The following is a 14,307-nucleotide window of genomic DNA, read 5'->3' as shown; positions in this document are numbered from 1 at the left end:
CAAGAGGATGAAGACGTTGGGTGACGTTAAGGTGGGCGAGAGCTCTACCATCGTCAAGCTTCACGGTGAGGGCGCGCTTCGCCGCCACCTTATGGACCTGGGGCTCATCAAGGGCACTTCGTTCAAGGTCGTGAAGGTTGCACCGCTCGGTGATCCGGTCGAGATCAACGTGCGCGGCTACGAGCTTTCCATCCGCAAGGAGGAGGCCGCCGTCGTCGAGGTTCAGTAAGGACTCGCGGCGCATATTTCTGCAGATAAAGTTAGGTTTTTCTAACTTAATGCTGCAACTTTGAAGCACATTATCCAGCCTGCGCGGAGAAAGCAGCGCAGGCACACAAGGAAGAAGGATTGAATGGCGGATTCTCAGATCCATGTCGCGCTGGCGGGTAACCCCAACTGCGGCAAGACCACGCTTTTCAACCTGATTACCGGCGCCAACGGCTACGTTGGCAACTGGCCCGGCGTCACGGTTGAGAAAAAGGAAGCCAAGCTCCTAAGCGACAAGAACGTTACCATTACGGACCTCCCCGGCATCTACTCGCTTTCCCCCTACAGTCCCGAGGAACAATGCTCGCGCGATTACCTCATGAGCGGAGAGCCCGATGTCGTCGTCCAGGTGGTCGACGCCACCAACCTCGAGCGCAACCTGTACCTGGCGCTTCAGGTTATCGAGACCGGCCTGCCCGTGGTCGTTGCCCTCAACATGGCCGACTTGGTCGAGAAGAACGGTGACAAGATCGACACGGACAAGCTCTCCAAGAAGCTCGGCTGCCCGGTTATGATGATCTCCGCTCTTAAGAACAAGGGCATCAAGGAGCTGTTCGAGCAGGTTAAGAAGTCCGCTGCTTCCAAGGGCCAGGTGCCGGAGCACAAGTTCGATTCTTCTATCGAGGACGTTCTAGACCACATCGAGAACAACCTTCCGGCGAGCGTTCCCGCCAACAAGCGCCGCTATTACGCCGTCAAGCTGTTCGAGCGTGATGCAGACGCCTGCAAACTCATCAACCTCACCAAGGAGAAGGCCGCTCGCGTGGGGGAGCTGGTCGCCCAGTGCGAGCAGGATTGCGACGACGATGCCGAGTCCATCATCACCGGCGAGCGTTACGGCGTCATCGCGCACATCATTGACGAGTGCCTCACTAAGGCTCCGGCCAAGATGAGCACCTCCGAGAAGATCGACCGCGTGGTTACCAACCGTATCCTGGGCCTGCCGATCTTTGTGGTCATCATGTTCTGTGTGTACTACATCGCCGTTTCTACCTTGGGCGGCACGGTGACCGACTTCACCAACGACCAGCTCTTCGGTACCGACGGTTGGTACGTGCTCGGTCAGGGTCGCGACGCCTACGACGCAGCTGTCGAGGCTGCGGGCGACAATGCCGACTCGGTCGACCCGGCGCAGTACGGCCCCTATGTCCCCGGCATCACCACCGTGGTGCACGACGCCCTTGTGGCAGGCGGCACCGAGGACGGTGGCCTGGTTGATTCGCTGGTCTGCGACGGTATCGTCGGCGGTCTGGGTGCCATCTTTGGCTTTGTGCCTCAGATGTTCCTGCTGTTCGTCATGCTGTCCTTCCTGGAGGACTGTGGCTACATGGCCCGTGTCGCCTTCATCATGGACCGCGTGTTCCGCCGCTTTGGCCTGTCCGGTAAGTCCTTTATTCCCATGCTCGTGTCCTCGGGCTGCGGCGTCCCCGGCGTCATGGCTACCAAGACCATCGAGAACGAGAAGGACCGCCGCATGACGGTCATGACCACCACGTTCATTCCCTGTGGCGCCAAGCTGCCGATCATCGCCCTGCTCATGGGTTCCATCATCGGCGATTCTTCCACCACCGCCGCGTGGATCAGCCCGCTCTTCTACTTCCTGGGCGTCTTTGCCGTCATTGCTTCGGGCCTCATGCTCAAGAAGACCAAGCTCTTCGCCGGCCGCCCGACGCCGTTCGTTATGGAGCTTCCTGCCTACCACTTCCCGGCGATCCGCTCTTGGGCGCTGCACGTGTGGGAGCGCTGCTGGGCCTTTATCAAGAAGGCCGGCACGGTCATCTTTGCCTCCACTGTCGTGGTTTGGTTCCTGTCCAACTTTGGCAGCTACAACGGCTCCTTTGGCTTCCTGCCTGCGATGGACGGCATCCCCGAGGAGTTCATGGACTACTCCGTGCTTGCCATGCTCGGCAACCTGGTCGCTTGGATCTTCGCCCCGCTCGGCTTTAGCACCTGGCAGGCCACCGCGCTGACTGTCTCTGGCCTTGTCGCTAAGGAGAACGTTGTCGCCACCGCCGGCTCGCTGCTGTCCGTCGCCGACGCGGGCGAGACCGACCCGAGCCTGTGGACCGCGTTTGCCGGCATGTTCCCCACCATGGGTGCTTGCGTTGCCTTTGGAGCGTTCAACCTGCTGTGCGCCCCGTGCTTTGCCGCCATGGGCACCATCCGCAACCAGATGGATTCCGGCAAGTGGACCGCGATTGCCATCGGCTACGAGTGCGCCTTCGCTTGGGTTATCGGCCTGTTCATCAACCAGTTCTACAACCTGCTTGTGCTGGGACAGTTTGGTATCTGGACGATTGTGACCATCGTGCTGCTGGTTGCGATGCTCTTCCAGATCTTCCGTCCCATGCCCAAACATGCATGGACCGACGAGGACGAGACCAACACTGCTTCTGCCGCAGTTTCCGCCTAAGTCCGAATAAGGATTAACCCCTTTCCACGAGCCCGGGTGTCCCAGCGACCCCGGGCTTTTTGTGCATGGGAGACAGATTACTTTGCCCCAGAAGTTAAGATGTGGCGTTTCCGCAGATAAAACCGACCAAAATAAACCTGTCCCTTTTTGGTAGGTGGAGAATGGGGTAAAGTAAGTGGTGGTTAACTAGAGGAGGCTTGCTATGGCACCTATCGATATTGTTGTACTGGCTGTTATCGGCGTTGCGTTTGTCGCCGTGTGCGTGCGCATCTACCGCAAGGGCACCTGCGCCGACTGCGCTCAGGGTGGCGTTTGCACGGGGCATTGCTCCAACAAAAAGACGTGCGCTGCACTTAAGGGCGTAGACAAAATCGCCGAAGACTTGGGTCGCGGTATTCATTAGCCGACCGGCGTTTGGGCATGTTTGACTGCGGATACGGCAGTTTCTGGTACGATAGGTACGTCAGCAACTGCCGCCTAGCGGCTCAAATGAAAGGAATCCCGCATGGAGTCCTCCGCCTATCCAATGCTCTTTAGTCCGATCAAGGTCGGTACGACCGAGGTCAAGAACCGCGTCTTTATGCCGCCGGTGTCCACGAACCTGGCCGATCATGGCTATGTGACCGACGACTTGGTCGATCATTACCGTGCCCGTGCCAAGGGCGGCGTTGGCCTCATCATTACCGAGGTCGTGACGGTCGAGCCCACCTATACCTATCTGCCGGGTGACATGTGCTGCTACGACGACACGTTTATCCCCGGTTGGGAAAAGCTCGCCGCGGCTGTCCACGAGTACGGCTGCAAGATCATGCCGCAGCTCTTCCACCCCGCCTACATGGCCTTTAACATTCCGGGCACGCCGCGCCTGATCGCTCCGTCCTTCGTGGGACCGTCCTATGCCCGCGAGGCACCGCGTCCTATCACGGTCGATGAGATCCACGAGCTCACGCATCAGTTTGGCGACGCTGCCGTGCGTATGCAGAAGGCCGGCGTCGATGGCGTCGAGGTCCATGCGGCGCACGCCCACGGCATGCTCGGCGGCTTTTTGACCCCGCTCTACAACAAGCGTACCGATGAGTACGGCGGCTCGCTCGACGCGCGTATGCGCTTCCTGCTCGAGGTCATTGCCGAGATTCGCGAGCGCTGCAGCAAGGACTTTATCATCGACGTCCGTATCTCGGGCGACGAGTACACCGATGGCGGCCTGACCCTCAACGACATGATCTACGTTTCACGTCGCCTGGAGAAGGCCGGCGTCGACATGATTCATGTGTCGGGCGGTACCACCATCAAGCGCGGCTCTGCCATTCCCGCCGCCGGCACGCAGCAGGCCTCGCATGCCGCCTGCTCGCGAGAGATCAAAAAGCACGTCAACATTCCCGTTGCCACGGTCGGCCGCATTAACGAGGCATGGATTGCCGAGGAGCTGATCGAGGACGGTGCTGCCGACATCTGCATGATGGGCCGCGCCAATCTGTGCGATGCCGAGTTCTGCAACAAGGCAGCCGCCGGCAACGCCGACGACATCCGCCCCTGCATTGGCTGCCTGCGCTGCCTGAACGGCATTATGTTTGGCAAGCGCATCTCCTGCACCGTCAATCCCGATGTTGAGCGCGACGAGGCCGGCTACGAGCCTGCCGCCGAGGCTAAGAACGTGCTGGTTGTGGGCGCTGGTCCTGCGGGCATGGAGGCAGCCTACATTGCTGCCAAGCGCGGCCACAACGTAGTGCTCGTGGATAAGCAGGACGAGCCGGGTGGCGAGATGCGCATCGCGGCCGTTCCGCCGGCAAAGCAGGAACTCACCCGCGTGATCAAGTATCAGTACCGTCGCCTGGCCGAGGTCGGCGTGAAGTGCGTATTTGGCACCGAGCTTACTGCCGAGGACATTCAGCGTGACTACGCCGGCTACGAGGTTGTCCTGGCTTATGGCGCCGAGCCCATCGCCCCGGCCTTTATGCAGGGCTTTAAGCAGGTTATGACGGCTGACGACCTGCTGAGCGGCAAGGCTTTCCCGGGCAAGAAGATCGTCATCGTGGGCGGCGGTACCGTTGGCTGCGAGACGGCCGATTACCTGGCCCCGTTGGTCAATGACCTCTCGCCGGCCAATCGCGATGTCACCGTCATCGAGATGACCAAGACGCTCGCCGCCAACGAGGGCGGTGCCGGTCGCGCGGTGCTCATCACGCGCATGCTCTCCAAGGGCGTCCACGTGCTGACCGAGGCCAAGGTGACCGAGATTACCGAGGACACCATCAGTTACGAGAAGGACGGCGAGGTCCACACCATCACCGGTGCCGATACGCTGGTGCTTGCCATGGGCTATCGTCCCAATACCAAGCTGGCCGACGACCTTGCCGCCGCCGGTGTTGCCACCCACGTGCTGGGCGATGCCAACAAGTGCGGCAACATCCGCGACGCCATCGGCGATGGCTACAAGGTCGCCTGCGAGCTCTAATCAACCCCTTTGCGCCAATCGATTGCAAAAAGCGGCGGCTGCCCTGTGTGTTGGGCAGCCGCCGCTTGCGTTTTGCCAAAGAAAGATTATTGTCGGGCCCTAAATGCCTTTTGCTTCTGCTCCCTCCGCAATCATGTTGCGGTTATACACCAGGTGCAGATACATCGCGTCATGCGCGGCGGTGGGATTGCGCGAGGCGATGGCGTCGGCCACATCGAGGTGCGTGCGGATAGTTTCCTCGACGAGCTTTTTGCCGGTCACGTCGATAAAGAGGGGGACGGATGCCTTGAGCACGCCCATCAGGCGGGGAACGACGAGGTTTCCGCCATCCCAGGGTGGCTACATGGAGTAGCGCCCGTGCGCATCGATTCCATCTCATAGATGTGCGGCACAAAGGGCCCCGAGCTCACACGAGCTCGGGGCCCTTTTCGTCTGGATTGGGGACGCATAGCCGGACAAAAGCGTGTTGCGTTTGGCGTAAAACCATACGAAAGTGCAATTTGCGTCTTATTCCCGAACGTAAAACAGACGAAAACCGTTTACGTCTGCTTTAAATCCGTATGAAAACGGTTTTCGTCTTGCAGGGCAGTTACCGCTTCTACAGTTCAACTTCCAGTTCGGCTTTGTGTTCGTAGAGGTAATTGCGCATGTAGGGGATGGCAAATGAGACCTTGCCGTACGAGGGGGCCTCGATAATCGATTCTCTTAACAGGCGGCTGCGGACGGAGCTCACCTGTTGAGGCGTTTTGTTTAGGGCATCGGCAACCATGCTGGTCGAGCTCGTCTGCCCCAAAGACGCCATGCTCAGCAGATAAGCGATGCACGTGGGCGGAATGCGCCGCAGCGCGGGCTCAATCACCATGGCGCAGAAGCGTTCGCGTGCCGTTGCAATGCCACGCTCGGCTTCTTCTTCTCCAATAATCGCTGTATGTGCGCGTCTTGCCAACTGCCATGCGTAGTATCCAACGAGTTGGATCATGAAAGGATAGCCTTGCGTTGCCTCGGCAAGTTGGCCGGCAATACCTGGCTGCAACTCCACGCCAGACGCTTCAATGGTTTCCTCGAGGGAGTACGACACTTCGGTTACTGCCACAGCCTTCAGATCAAAGGGGAGGGCACGGCGCAAAAACGTAAGTGTCTTTCCGTTGATGATGCTTTCAATCATCGAAGGCAGCCCAGCAAAAACAAAGGCGATATCAAGGTCTTCGCCGATAACCTGCTGAATCGCAATGGAGAGCGTTCGGACCTCATCGAGCTCTGCGTCTTGAACCTCGTCGAGAGTGATGAGCAGGCCATTTCCATTCTTGGTTATTGTCTGTCTCATGGCGTCGCGTAGCGATGGGCCGATTCGCTCAATATCTATGCTGCCGATGGATATGCCAGCTACGGTGGGCTCAAATCTGGCGTGTTTGGCCTGGAATTTGGGCTGCAGCTGTTCGAGAATGCGCTGGCAAAGTCCCTCGGTTGCGACCTCTTTTATGACCGTCTAGCCACGGCTTTGCGCCAAACGTGAGCACTCGTCAAGGAGGACCGTCTTGCCCGTTCCACGGACGCCGGCTATGCGCATTAGGCGCCCAGGGGCACCAGGCCCGTTGGTGAGGCCCTCATTGAATTCTTCGAGCACATCTTCGCGGCCGATAATCGTGGGAGGTGTTTTACCTGCTGTGGGCTTAAAAGGGTTTGTTTGCATGTGAGCCACCTTTGCTCAAGATATAGCAAGATATAGCAAAGTATAGCAAGATATAGCAAAGTAAGCGCTACTCGCGGGTTTTGCGGTGGTGCTATTTTCCAAATGCCGCGCGGATAAAGCGCTGGGCGAACAGCTTGTTGGCAACTCACGAGGGCTCGGGGTGCCAATTTGGGGTGCAGTAGTGCTGCGCCACGAAAAGGGCCTATCTACTACGTTTAAGCCGCAGGGGTCAACCATAGTCGGCTTTTTCGAAAATCGACAAGCTGTCTACCTGCGGTTTTGTTTTCACGGTTTTCGGTATGGCCGAGGCTATCCGTGTTAACGTAGTAGATGGGCCACTTTTGTGGCAAGGGGGCCGATCTGCGGGCCAGGGTAGCTAAAAGAGCCCCGTCCCAAAAAGACTGATTGGGAGCTGGGGCGTGTCGATGCGATAGTATTACGTGGTGATATTCGACAAACCGTGGGCTTCATCCGAGGGCTTTATGGAACAACACCAGCATTATCAGAGCCTGCAAGACCAGGCATACAACGCATTGCGCTCCAAGATCATCTATGCCGAGCTCAAGCCTGGCACGCGCCTTTCGGCGATTGGTCTGGAAAAGGAGACGGGAATCGGGCGCACGCCCATTCGCGAGTCCTTTGTGCGCCTGCGTGAGCAGGAGCTGGTGGAAACGCGTCCCAAAAGCGGCACTTATGTCTCAAAAATCAGCATGGAGCGCGCCGAGAACGCCTGTTTCTTGCGCGAGAAGCTCGAGAGAAGCGTGCTCATTAAATGTTGTTCGGCTGCTACGCCCGAGCAAAAGCAGCGGCTTGAGCAGATTCTTGCCGAGTCCGAGTCACTCGACCATAGCGAAACACGTCGCTTTTTCGATCTGGACAACTTGTTCCATGAGACATGTTTTGAGATTGCCGATCGTCACATGTTGTGGGATTGGATGAAGAGCATCAACACGCATTTTGAGCGATACAACTGGTTGCGTATGGTGTCGCAGGATCTGGATTGGGAGCCGATTCGTCGGCAGCATCGCCGGATTCTCGAGGCCATTAAGAGGGGCGATACCGATGCGGCGAGTTATCTGGCAGAGACGCACTTGCACCTGATGCCCGAGGAGCAGGGCCCGGTTATCGCCTTGCATCCCGACTACTTTGAGCTGCCTAAAGACTCGTCTATCTAGCCCATCATCGCATCTGCTCGAGACGTAAAAACGACGCTGCTCACCTACAGCGTTTTGCAAGCGAGATTTTTAAAAAAATGCCTAAAATGGCTCAGACTGCTGACAATTGGGAAACGGGGTGCGCCATGGCGCAGATGAGAATCAAGGACATTGCCGCCGAGGCGGGTGTGAGCCCGGCCACGGTCTCGCGCTATCTCAACAACCGTCCCGGGCAAATGACCGAGGAAACCCGTGCTCGCATCGCGGCGGTTATCGAGCGCACCGGCTATCGCCCACGTGCTGCCGCGCGCAATCTGCGCAGCTCACGCACCAACCTCATCGGCGTGATTCTGGCCGACATCGCCAACCCGTTCTCGAGCGCCATGCTTGAAGGACTTTCCGCCAGCGCCGCCGCGCGCGGCTGCTCGCTCATGACGGCCATTAGCGGTAACGACCCCGCTAAGGAGGCCGAGTCGCTCGCCAGACTTATCGATGCTGACGTGGACGGCCTGGTCGTCAACACCTGCGGAGGCAACGACAAGGCGATCGCCGCGGCCGCGGGGCGCCTGCCCGTTGTGCTGCTCGACCGCGACGTTGCCGACGGCGGTGTCGATCTGGTGACATCTAACAACCGTGAGCTGGTCGCCGGCCTGGTAGACGCCTTGACCGCCGCTGGCAGCGAGCGCCTGTGCCTGCTCACCGAGGCAAGCGACGACAGCCCCGTGCGTCGCAAGCGCGCCGAGGCCTTTACCGACGAGCTTTTGCACCGCGGCCTTGCCGGCGAGGTCGTCACCCTGGCCGACGGGGGCGCCACGGGCGTCGGCCGCCTGGACGAGACCATCCGCGGCTATGCAGGTAAAAAGCTCGGCCTCATTGCTGTCAACGGCCTGGTTTTCCTGCGTCTGACCGAGGCGCTGGCGCAGCTTGGTCCCTCGCTGCCGGCGGGGCTCAAGATCGCGACGTTTGACGACTACCCCTGGAACCATGTGCTCTTTGGCGGCGTCACCACGGCCGCGCAGGACACCCTCACCATTGCCGAGCGCGTAGTCGAGCGCCTTTCCGAGCGCATCGACGTCGTTACCACCACCGTGGGCGAGGCCGCAAAGCTGGCGCCCAAACGCATCGAGATCCCCGGCCACATCGAACACCGCGCTTCGACTTCGCGCTAGCCGCTCGTTCGCAACTGCCTGTTCGCGCACGTTTTTTGAGCGCCGGACACGCTTTAACCCTGCGGAAACATTTTTCTGCGATAGTATCTGCGATAAAGAACAGTCGAAACCCGCCTGAAAGAAAGGGGAGCGACATGAACCAGCAGAACATCGATTACGTACTCCGCTCTGTAGAGCAGCGTGACATCCGCTTTGTGCGTCTGTGGTTTGTCGACATTCTCGGTCGCCTCAAGAACTTTGCCATCAGCCCCGAGGACCTCGAGGTCGCTTTTGAGGAGGGCATTGGCTTTGACGGCTCAGCCATCGAGGGCTTTGCCACGCCCGAGGAAGCCGATATGCTCGCGTTCCCCGATGCCTCGACCTTCCAGATTCTGCCGTGGCGCCCGAGCCACAACGGCGTCGCCCGCGTGTTCTGCGACGTGTGCACTCCCGATCGCAAGCCCTTCGCCGGCGACCCGCGCGATGCTCTGCGCCGTATGTTCCACAAGGCCGAGAAGGCCGGCTACCTGCTCAACGTGGGCGCCGAGCTGGAGTATTACTACTTCCCCGACGAGCGCACGCCCGAGCCGCTCGACAACGTTGGCTACTTTGACCTTTCGGTGAGCGATGCCGCTCGCGACCTGCGCCGCAACACGGTCCTCACGCTCGAGAAGATGTCCGTGCCCGTGGAGTACACCTTCCACGCCGCCGGCCGCTCGCAGCATGGCATGAGCCTGCGCCACGCCGAGGCCCTGAGCATGTCCGACGCCATCACTACGGCCAAGCTCATCATTAAGCAGCAGGCTTACGAGAGCGGTTGCCACGCCTCCTTTATGCCCAAGCCGTTGGCGGGCGAGGACGGCAGCGCTATGTTCCTGTGCCAGTCGCTATTCGACCACGACGGCAACAACGTCTTTTGGGGCGAGGACGACGAGAAGTACCACCTCTCCGATATCGCCAAGCACTACATGGCCGGCATCCTGGCGCACGCGCGCGAGATCAGCGCCATCACCAACCCCACGGTCAACTCGTACAAGCGCATTACCACGGGCGGCGACTCCGTGCCGCAGTACGCCACGTGGGGCCTGCGCAACCGCGCGAGTATGGTCCGCATTCCGGTCTACAAGCCCGGCAAGCAGCTGTCCACGCGCATCGAGCTGCGCAGTCCCGATCCCATGGCCAACCCGTACCTGGTCAACGCCGTCACGCTGGCGGCTGGTCTGGACGGCATCGAGCGCAAGCTGGAGCTCCCGCCCGAGGCCACGGCCGAGACACTCAAGCTTACCGACCGTCAGATGGTTGAGGCCGGCTATACGCCGCTGCCGCGCTCGCTCAAAGAGGCGCTCGACGTGTTTGAGGACTCGCAGTTTATGAAGGATGCCCTCGGCGAGCACATCCACAGCTTCTTCCTCAAAAAGAAGCGCGACGAATGGCATAAGTTTGAGTCCACGATCACCGAGTGGGAGATCAAGCACTACCTGGCGAACTCCTAATCACGCTGGCTTGTTCCAGTACGATTGAGCTCATTTCCTTGGAGGCCGATATGTCCGAAAAGAGTGCCCTGTTCATGGCGCGCACGACGCGCTTCCACGAGTTTGCCCGCAGCTTGACGACCACCCTGGGTGTCGAGGTGAGCCTGGCTACCCCCGATTCGCCGACTGCGGCGCACGACTTTGACCTGCTGATCCTCGATTCCGACGGCATCCGCAGCGACCGCATCGATCAGATTGCCAAGTGGCTTGACGATCGCGGCGGCGTCCCCATGTTGGTGATTGTCGACGACGAGGCGCTCGGCACCCTGCGCCTGCCGAATCACGCGCATGCCGACTTTGTATGCCCCACGGCGACGCCCAACGAGCTCAAGGCTCGCGCACAGCGCCTGATGGGCGAGGAGGAGACCGTCGCCGCCGACGATGTGCTCAACATCGACAACCTCGAGATCAACCTGGCCACCTACCAGGTGACGCTCGATGATGAGCCCATCGATCTGACGCTGATGGAGTACTCGCTGTTGAGCTTTTTGGCGACGCACCCCAACCGCGCCTACAGCCGCGAGGTGCTGCTGCACCGCGTGTGGGGCTTTGAGTACTGCGGTGGCACGCGCACCGTCGATGTGCACATTCGACGCATCCGCTCCAAGGTAGGCCCGCAGATCGCGGCACACATCACCACCGTCCGCGGCGTGGGCTATCTGTTTAAGGACTAGATTTCCACCACAAAGGGGACAGGCACCTTTGTGGTGGTTTTGCCGTAGGCCGGGTCCTTTCGGGTCTGCAGCAGAACTTAAGCCTTCCTAAAAGATTGCGTTCTCATACACGTTCGCCCGCATATTGGGGTACAACTCAACGTGAACAATGATGGCCCGCCACATGTTTGGCGGGCCTTTGGTTATTTGACGAAAGGATCGCAGCTATGAGCGAGTACGATTCCCAGCGTCCCCAGGATGCGGGCAACGCCGGCGAGACCCAGCAGCAGCCGCGCGTGCAGGTGGAGTCGACGCCTGCCGACAGCAACATTCCCTACGTGCAGGCCTACGACACGCAGACCGGCAAGCCGCTGGGTGGCCAGCAGGTCGTGAACAAGCACACGGTGGTCAAGACCAAGACCAAAAAGCTGCCGATCTTTATTACGGCGCTTGCCGGCTGTGCCTGCGGAGCCCTGCTGGTCATTGCGCTCATTATGAGCGGCACGCTCGATATCGGTGGCGGCAAGAATGCCGTGACGGCGGGTGCTTCGGGTTCGTCGACGCAAAAGATCACCATTGACTCCGAGGATACCACGCTGGCCGAGGCCGTTTCTGCTAAGGCCCTGCCCTCCGTGGTTTCCATTACCGCCACTTCGAGCGGTAGCCAGAATGGCTCGCTTTCGCAGTCTGCCGACGAGTCGGACAGCTCGGGCAGCGTCGGCTCGGGCGTGGTGCTCGATACCGAGGGCCACATCCTCACCAACAACCACGTGGTCGACGGCTACGACCAGTACGTGGTGACCATGGACGACGGCACCACCTACGAGGCCGAGTTCGTGGGCAACGACGCCTCGAGCGACCTGGCCGTCATCAAGCTCAAGGATGCCGACGCCTCCAAGCTCACGCCGATCGAGATCGGTGATTCCTCCAAGCTCAACGTGGGCGAGTGGGTCATGGCCATCGGCTCGCCGTTCGGCAACGAGCAGTCTGTCTCCACGGGCATTGTGTCGGCACTGTATCGCTCCACGGCCATGAGCTCTACCAACGGTAACACTATCTATGCCAACATGATCCAGACCGATGCCGCCATCAACCCGGGCAACTCGGGTGGCGCGCTCGTTAACGACAATGGTGAGCTGGTGGGCATCAACTCGCTCATCGAGAGCTATTCGGGCTCCAGCTCGGGCGTGGGCTTTGCTATTCCCGTTAACTACGCCAAGAACATTGCCGACCAGATCATCGACGGCAAGACGCCGGTGCATCCGTACATGGGCGCTACGCTTTCGAGCGTCAACGCGCTCAACGCCCGCACCAACAAGCTGAGCACCGATAGCGGCGCGTATGTGGCGAGCGTCGTTGAGGACGGTCCTGCCGCCAAGGCCGGCATTCAGGAGGGCGACGTCATCACCAAGTTGGGCGACGACGAGATCACGAGCGCCGATGGCCTGATCATCGCGCTGCGCAGCCACGAGGTGGGCGAGAAGGTCGAGATCACGCTCATGCGCGGCAAGGAAGAGAAGAAGGTCACCGTCGAGCTGGGCTCCGATGAGGAACTGCAGAACCAGCAGCAGGACGACAGTTCGACCGACACCGGCAACGGCGGTATTACCGACGAGCAGCTGCGCCAGTACCTGGAGGAGCTGCTGGGCCAGCAGGGCCAGGGCTACGGCCAGGGCTACTAACGAGCCGCACATACCGATGCCAGAGGGGGCTGTCCCGTCAATGCGGGACAGCCCCCTCTTTTCTCATCGATCCGTTGGGGATGGAGGAAAACGGATCATTTTGGTTAGTCTTCGTCGCTGGGAAGGCTTCCAAATGCCTCGATGTACTCTTCGTCTGACATCCAGTCAATGATGTCGCCAGGTTTGCAGTGAAGTGCCTCGCACATCGCGGTCAACGTCGAAAAGCGAATGCCCTTGAGCCGCCCCGTTTTAATGCGCGAAACGTTAACGGGCGAGATGCCGATAATGTCGGCAAGTTCTTGAGAGGACATTTTGCGATCCGCCATGACGCGATCGAGTCTCATGACGATTGGCATGCTGCCCTCCTTCTAAATAATGGCGTCAACGTCCGACTGCAAGAGTCGCCCGTACTCAAAGATAGCCGAAAGGGATAGCGCAAACAAAGCGAGAACCAGTGTCCAAGCGTTAAAACCAAAGATACCAATTGCAGTAATACTGACGTCGTTGGGGAGCTGGACGGCACACAGGTTATCGAAGGTAATCGAGACAATTGAAGAAATGAGCAGCAGAAGCCCAACAACCAGAAAACGCCGGCATTGTTTTCGCGTGAATATCGACTGAGTACTGACGACGTCAAAGCAGAAGTTCAAGTAGACAATCAGGCATGCGATTGAGAGCGCCAGGGCCAGAACATCGCGGATGGCAAGTGCGGTAAGGACGGCGCTCGGAATGGACTCACCATTAATATAGAAGGGAGTGGGTGCAAAGAGCACCTCCCGCGCCTCGTTGGCAACGCTGAACGCTGAGAAGGCCGCCATGATTGCTGCGACAGACAAAGTGGCGAGCAACATCACATTGCTAAAACAGCATCGTTTATCTGAGCTTTCCATAATTAACCCCAAAAAGGCTGCGGCAATGCCGCAGCCAAAAAATCCTAAGCATAGATAGTTCTTGCTTCAGAATGCCAACTGCCGTTGTAATAGTAAGTAACAGTTACGACGACGCTTCCGTTGCTGAGTCCGTATCTATAAGTCCAGCTGATGTTGCTTACTCGAGAATTGGAGGTCCAGTTCTTTATGGATTTGATGCCTGTTATCGTTCCATAGGTATCGTTAACAGTGTAAGTAACATGGAGCCTGACGCCGTTCGAATAGGCGAGGGTGGTTTCGGCGGTGTAGATTGAACGACTTTCGGCAACTGGTGAAATGATAGAGGAATGGGTTTCTGCTGCGAAGGCGGGCTGCGCGGTCATGCACGATAACCCAACAAGGCAGACGGCGAGTAAATAAGCAACCTTTTTCATCATTGGCTCC

Annotated in this window: 14 protein-coding genes; 9 read left to right on the top strand and 5 right to left on the bottom strand. The window is 59.0% G+C overall.

What is annotated here, in order from left to right; translation table 11 throughout:
* Positions 1–7: 7 nt before the first annotated feature.
* The 4 genes from I2E45_RS01600 (at position 8) to I2E45_RS01585 (ending at position 5,135) form a co-directional block, all read left to right on the top strand.
* Positions 8–229 carry a FeoA family protein gene (locus I2E45_RS01600; RefSeq protein WP_006234774.1) on the top strand — a complete coding sequence of 74 codons (222 nt, stop codon included), beginning with the start codon at positions 8–10 and terminating at the stop codon, positions 227–229.
* Positions 230–352: 123 nt separating this feature from the next.
* Positions 353–2,680, top strand: a complete 2,328-nt coding sequence (feoB, locus tag I2E45_RS01595; protein ID WP_195443949.1) for a ferrous iron transporter B — start codon at positions 353–355, stop codon at positions 2,678–2,680.
* A gap of 202 nt (positions 2,681–2,882) precedes the next feature.
* Positions 2,883–3,083, top strand: coding sequence for a hypothetical protein (locus I2E45_RS01590; protein WP_195443947.1), 201 nt, complete (start codon positions 2,883–2,885; stop codon positions 3,081–3,083).
* Between the two features lie 102 nt (positions 3,084–3,185).
* A complete protein-coding gene (locus I2E45_RS01585) occupies positions 3,186–5,135 on the top strand; it encodes an NAD(P)/FAD-dependent oxidoreductase (RefSeq protein WP_195443945.1) in 1,950 nt (649 codons plus the stop codon).
* 99 nt (positions 5,136–5,234) lie between these two features.
* Here the strand turns inward: I2E45_RS01585 and I2E45_RS01580 are convergent, their stop codons facing one another.
* On the bottom strand, positions 5,235–5,429 hold the full coding sequence (locus tag I2E45_RS01580) for a hypothetical protein (RefSeq protein WP_195443944.1): 195 nt from the start codon (positions 5,427–5,429) through the stop codon (positions 5,235–5,237).
* A gap of 304 nt (positions 5,430–5,733) precedes the next feature.
* A complete protein-coding gene (locus tag I2E45_RS01575; RefSeq protein WP_195443943.1) occupies positions 5,734–6,459 on the bottom strand; it encodes an ATP-binding protein in 726 nt (241 codons plus the stop codon).
* Positions 6,460–7,307: 848 nt separating this feature from the next.
* Between I2E45_RS01575 and I2E45_RS01570 the strand changes: the two genes are divergently transcribed.
* From I2E45_RS01570 to I2E45_RS01550, 5 genes are all read left to right on the top strand, one after another.
* A complete protein-coding gene (locus I2E45_RS01570) occupies positions 7,308–8,000 on the top strand; it encodes a GntR family transcriptional regulator (protein ID WP_117745681.1) in 693 nt (230 codons plus the stop codon).
* 125 nt (positions 8,001–8,125) lie between these two features.
* On the top strand, positions 8,126–9,148 hold the full coding sequence (locus I2E45_RS01565; RefSeq protein ID WP_195443942.1) for a LacI family DNA-binding transcriptional regulator: 1,023 nt from the start codon (positions 8,126–8,128) through the stop codon (positions 9,146–9,148).
* Positions 9,149–9,282: 134 nt separating this feature from the next.
* Positions 9,283–10,620 (top strand): glutamine synthetase family protein, encoded by a 1,338-nt coding sequence (locus I2E45_RS01560; protein ID WP_195443941.1) that lies wholly within the window; start codon positions 9,283–9,285, stop codon positions 10,618–10,620.
* A 50-nt stretch (positions 10,621–10,670) separates the two neighbouring features.
* Positions 10,671–11,333: a response regulator transcription factor gene (locus I2E45_RS01555; RefSeq protein ID WP_161145500.1), complete on the top strand. Its 663-nt coding sequence runs from the start codon at positions 10,671–10,673 to the stop codon at positions 11,331–11,333.
* 206 nt (positions 11,334–11,539) lie between these two features.
* Entirely contained in the window at positions 11,540–12,994 is a 1,455-nt protein-coding gene (locus I2E45_RS01550; RefSeq protein WP_195443939.1) for a S1C family serine protease, read from the top strand.
* A 104-nt stretch (positions 12,995–13,098) separates the two neighbouring features.
* Here I2E45_RS01550 and I2E45_RS01545 read toward each other — a convergent pair whose 3' ends face one another.
* The 3 genes from I2E45_RS01545 to I2E45_RS01535 are packed head-to-tail and all read right to left on the bottom strand — an operon-like array spanning position 13,099 to position 14,297.
* The gene (locus I2E45_RS01545; RefSeq protein WP_161115503.1) at positions 13,099–13,350 is read right to left on the bottom strand and encodes a helix-turn-helix domain-containing protein; all 252 of its coding nucleotides are present in this window, start codon (positions 13,348–13,350) and stop codon (positions 13,099–13,101) included.
* Between the two features lie 12 nt (positions 13,351–13,362).
* Positions 13,363–13,884, bottom strand: coding sequence for a hypothetical protein (locus tag I2E45_RS01540; RefSeq protein ID WP_195443937.1), 522 nt, complete (start codon positions 13,882–13,884; stop codon positions 13,363–13,365).
* Positions 13,885–13,928: 44 nt separating this feature from the next.
* Positions 13,929–14,297, bottom strand: a complete 369-nt coding sequence (locus tag I2E45_RS01535) for a hypothetical protein (protein WP_195443935.1) — start codon at positions 14,295–14,297, stop codon at positions 13,929–13,931.
* Positions 14,298–14,307 lie beyond the last annotated feature (10 nt).

The sequence above is a fragment of the Collinsella aerofaciens genome (genome assembly GCF_015555045.1).
GTDB classification, from domain to species: Bacteria; Actinomycetota; Coriobacteriia; order Coriobacteriales; family Coriobacteriaceae; genus Collinsella; species Collinsella aerofaciens_W.
Note: the sequence above shows the minus strand (reverse complement) of the source record. Positions and strands in the feature narration are given on the sequence as shown.

Excerpts from the sequence above, each read along its gene's own strand:
- I2E45_RS01570 (WP_117745681.1), top strand. The coding sequence starts at position 7,308 with ATGGAACAACACCAGCATTATCAGAGCCTGCAAGACCAGGCATACAAC.
- I2E45_RS01565 (WP_195443942.1), top strand. The coding sequence starts at position 8,126 with ATGGCGCAGATGAGAATCAAGGACATTGCCGCCGAGGCGGGTGTGAGC.
- I2E45_RS01550 (WP_195443939.1), top strand. The coding sequence starts at position 11,540 with ATGAGCGAGTACGATTCCCAGCGTCCCCAGGATGCGGGCAACGCCGGC.
- feoB (WP_195443949.1), top strand. The coding sequence starts at position 353 with ATGGCGGATTCTCAGATCCATGTCGCGCTGGCGGGTAACCCCAACTGC.
- I2E45_RS01555 (WP_161145500.1), top strand. The coding sequence starts at position 10,671 with ATGTCCGAAAAGAGTGCCCTGTTCATGGCGCGCACGACGCGCTTCCAC.
- I2E45_RS01575 (WP_195443943.1), bottom strand. The coding sequence starts at position 6,459 with ATGAGACAGACAATAACCAAGAATGGAAATGGCCTGCTCATCACTCTC.
- I2E45_RS01560 (WP_195443941.1), top strand. The coding sequence starts at position 9,283 with ATGAACCAGCAGAACATCGATTACGTACTCCGCTCTGTAGAGCAGCGT.
- I2E45_RS01535 (WP_195443935.1), bottom strand. The coding sequence starts at position 14,297 with ATGAAAAAGGTTGCTTATTTACTCGCCGTCTGCCTTGTTGGGTTATCG.
- I2E45_RS01600 (WP_006234774.1), top strand. The coding sequence starts at position 8 with ATGAAGACGTTGGGTGACGTTAAGGTGGGCGAGAGCTCTACCATCGTC.
- I2E45_RS01585 (WP_195443945.1), top strand. The coding sequence starts at position 3,186 with ATGGAGTCCTCCGCCTATCCAATGCTCTTTAGTCCGATCAAGGTCGGT.
- I2E45_RS01590 (WP_195443947.1), top strand. The coding sequence starts at position 2,883 with ATGGCACCTATCGATATTGTTGTACTGGCTGTTATCGGCGTTGCGTTT.
- I2E45_RS01540 (WP_195443937.1), bottom strand. The coding sequence starts at position 13,884 with ATGGAAAGCTCAGATAAACGATGCTGTTTTAGCAATGTGATGTTGCTC.
- I2E45_RS01545 (WP_161115503.1), bottom strand. The coding sequence starts at position 13,350 with ATGCCAATCGTCATGAGACTCGATCGCGTCATGGCGGATCGCAAAATG.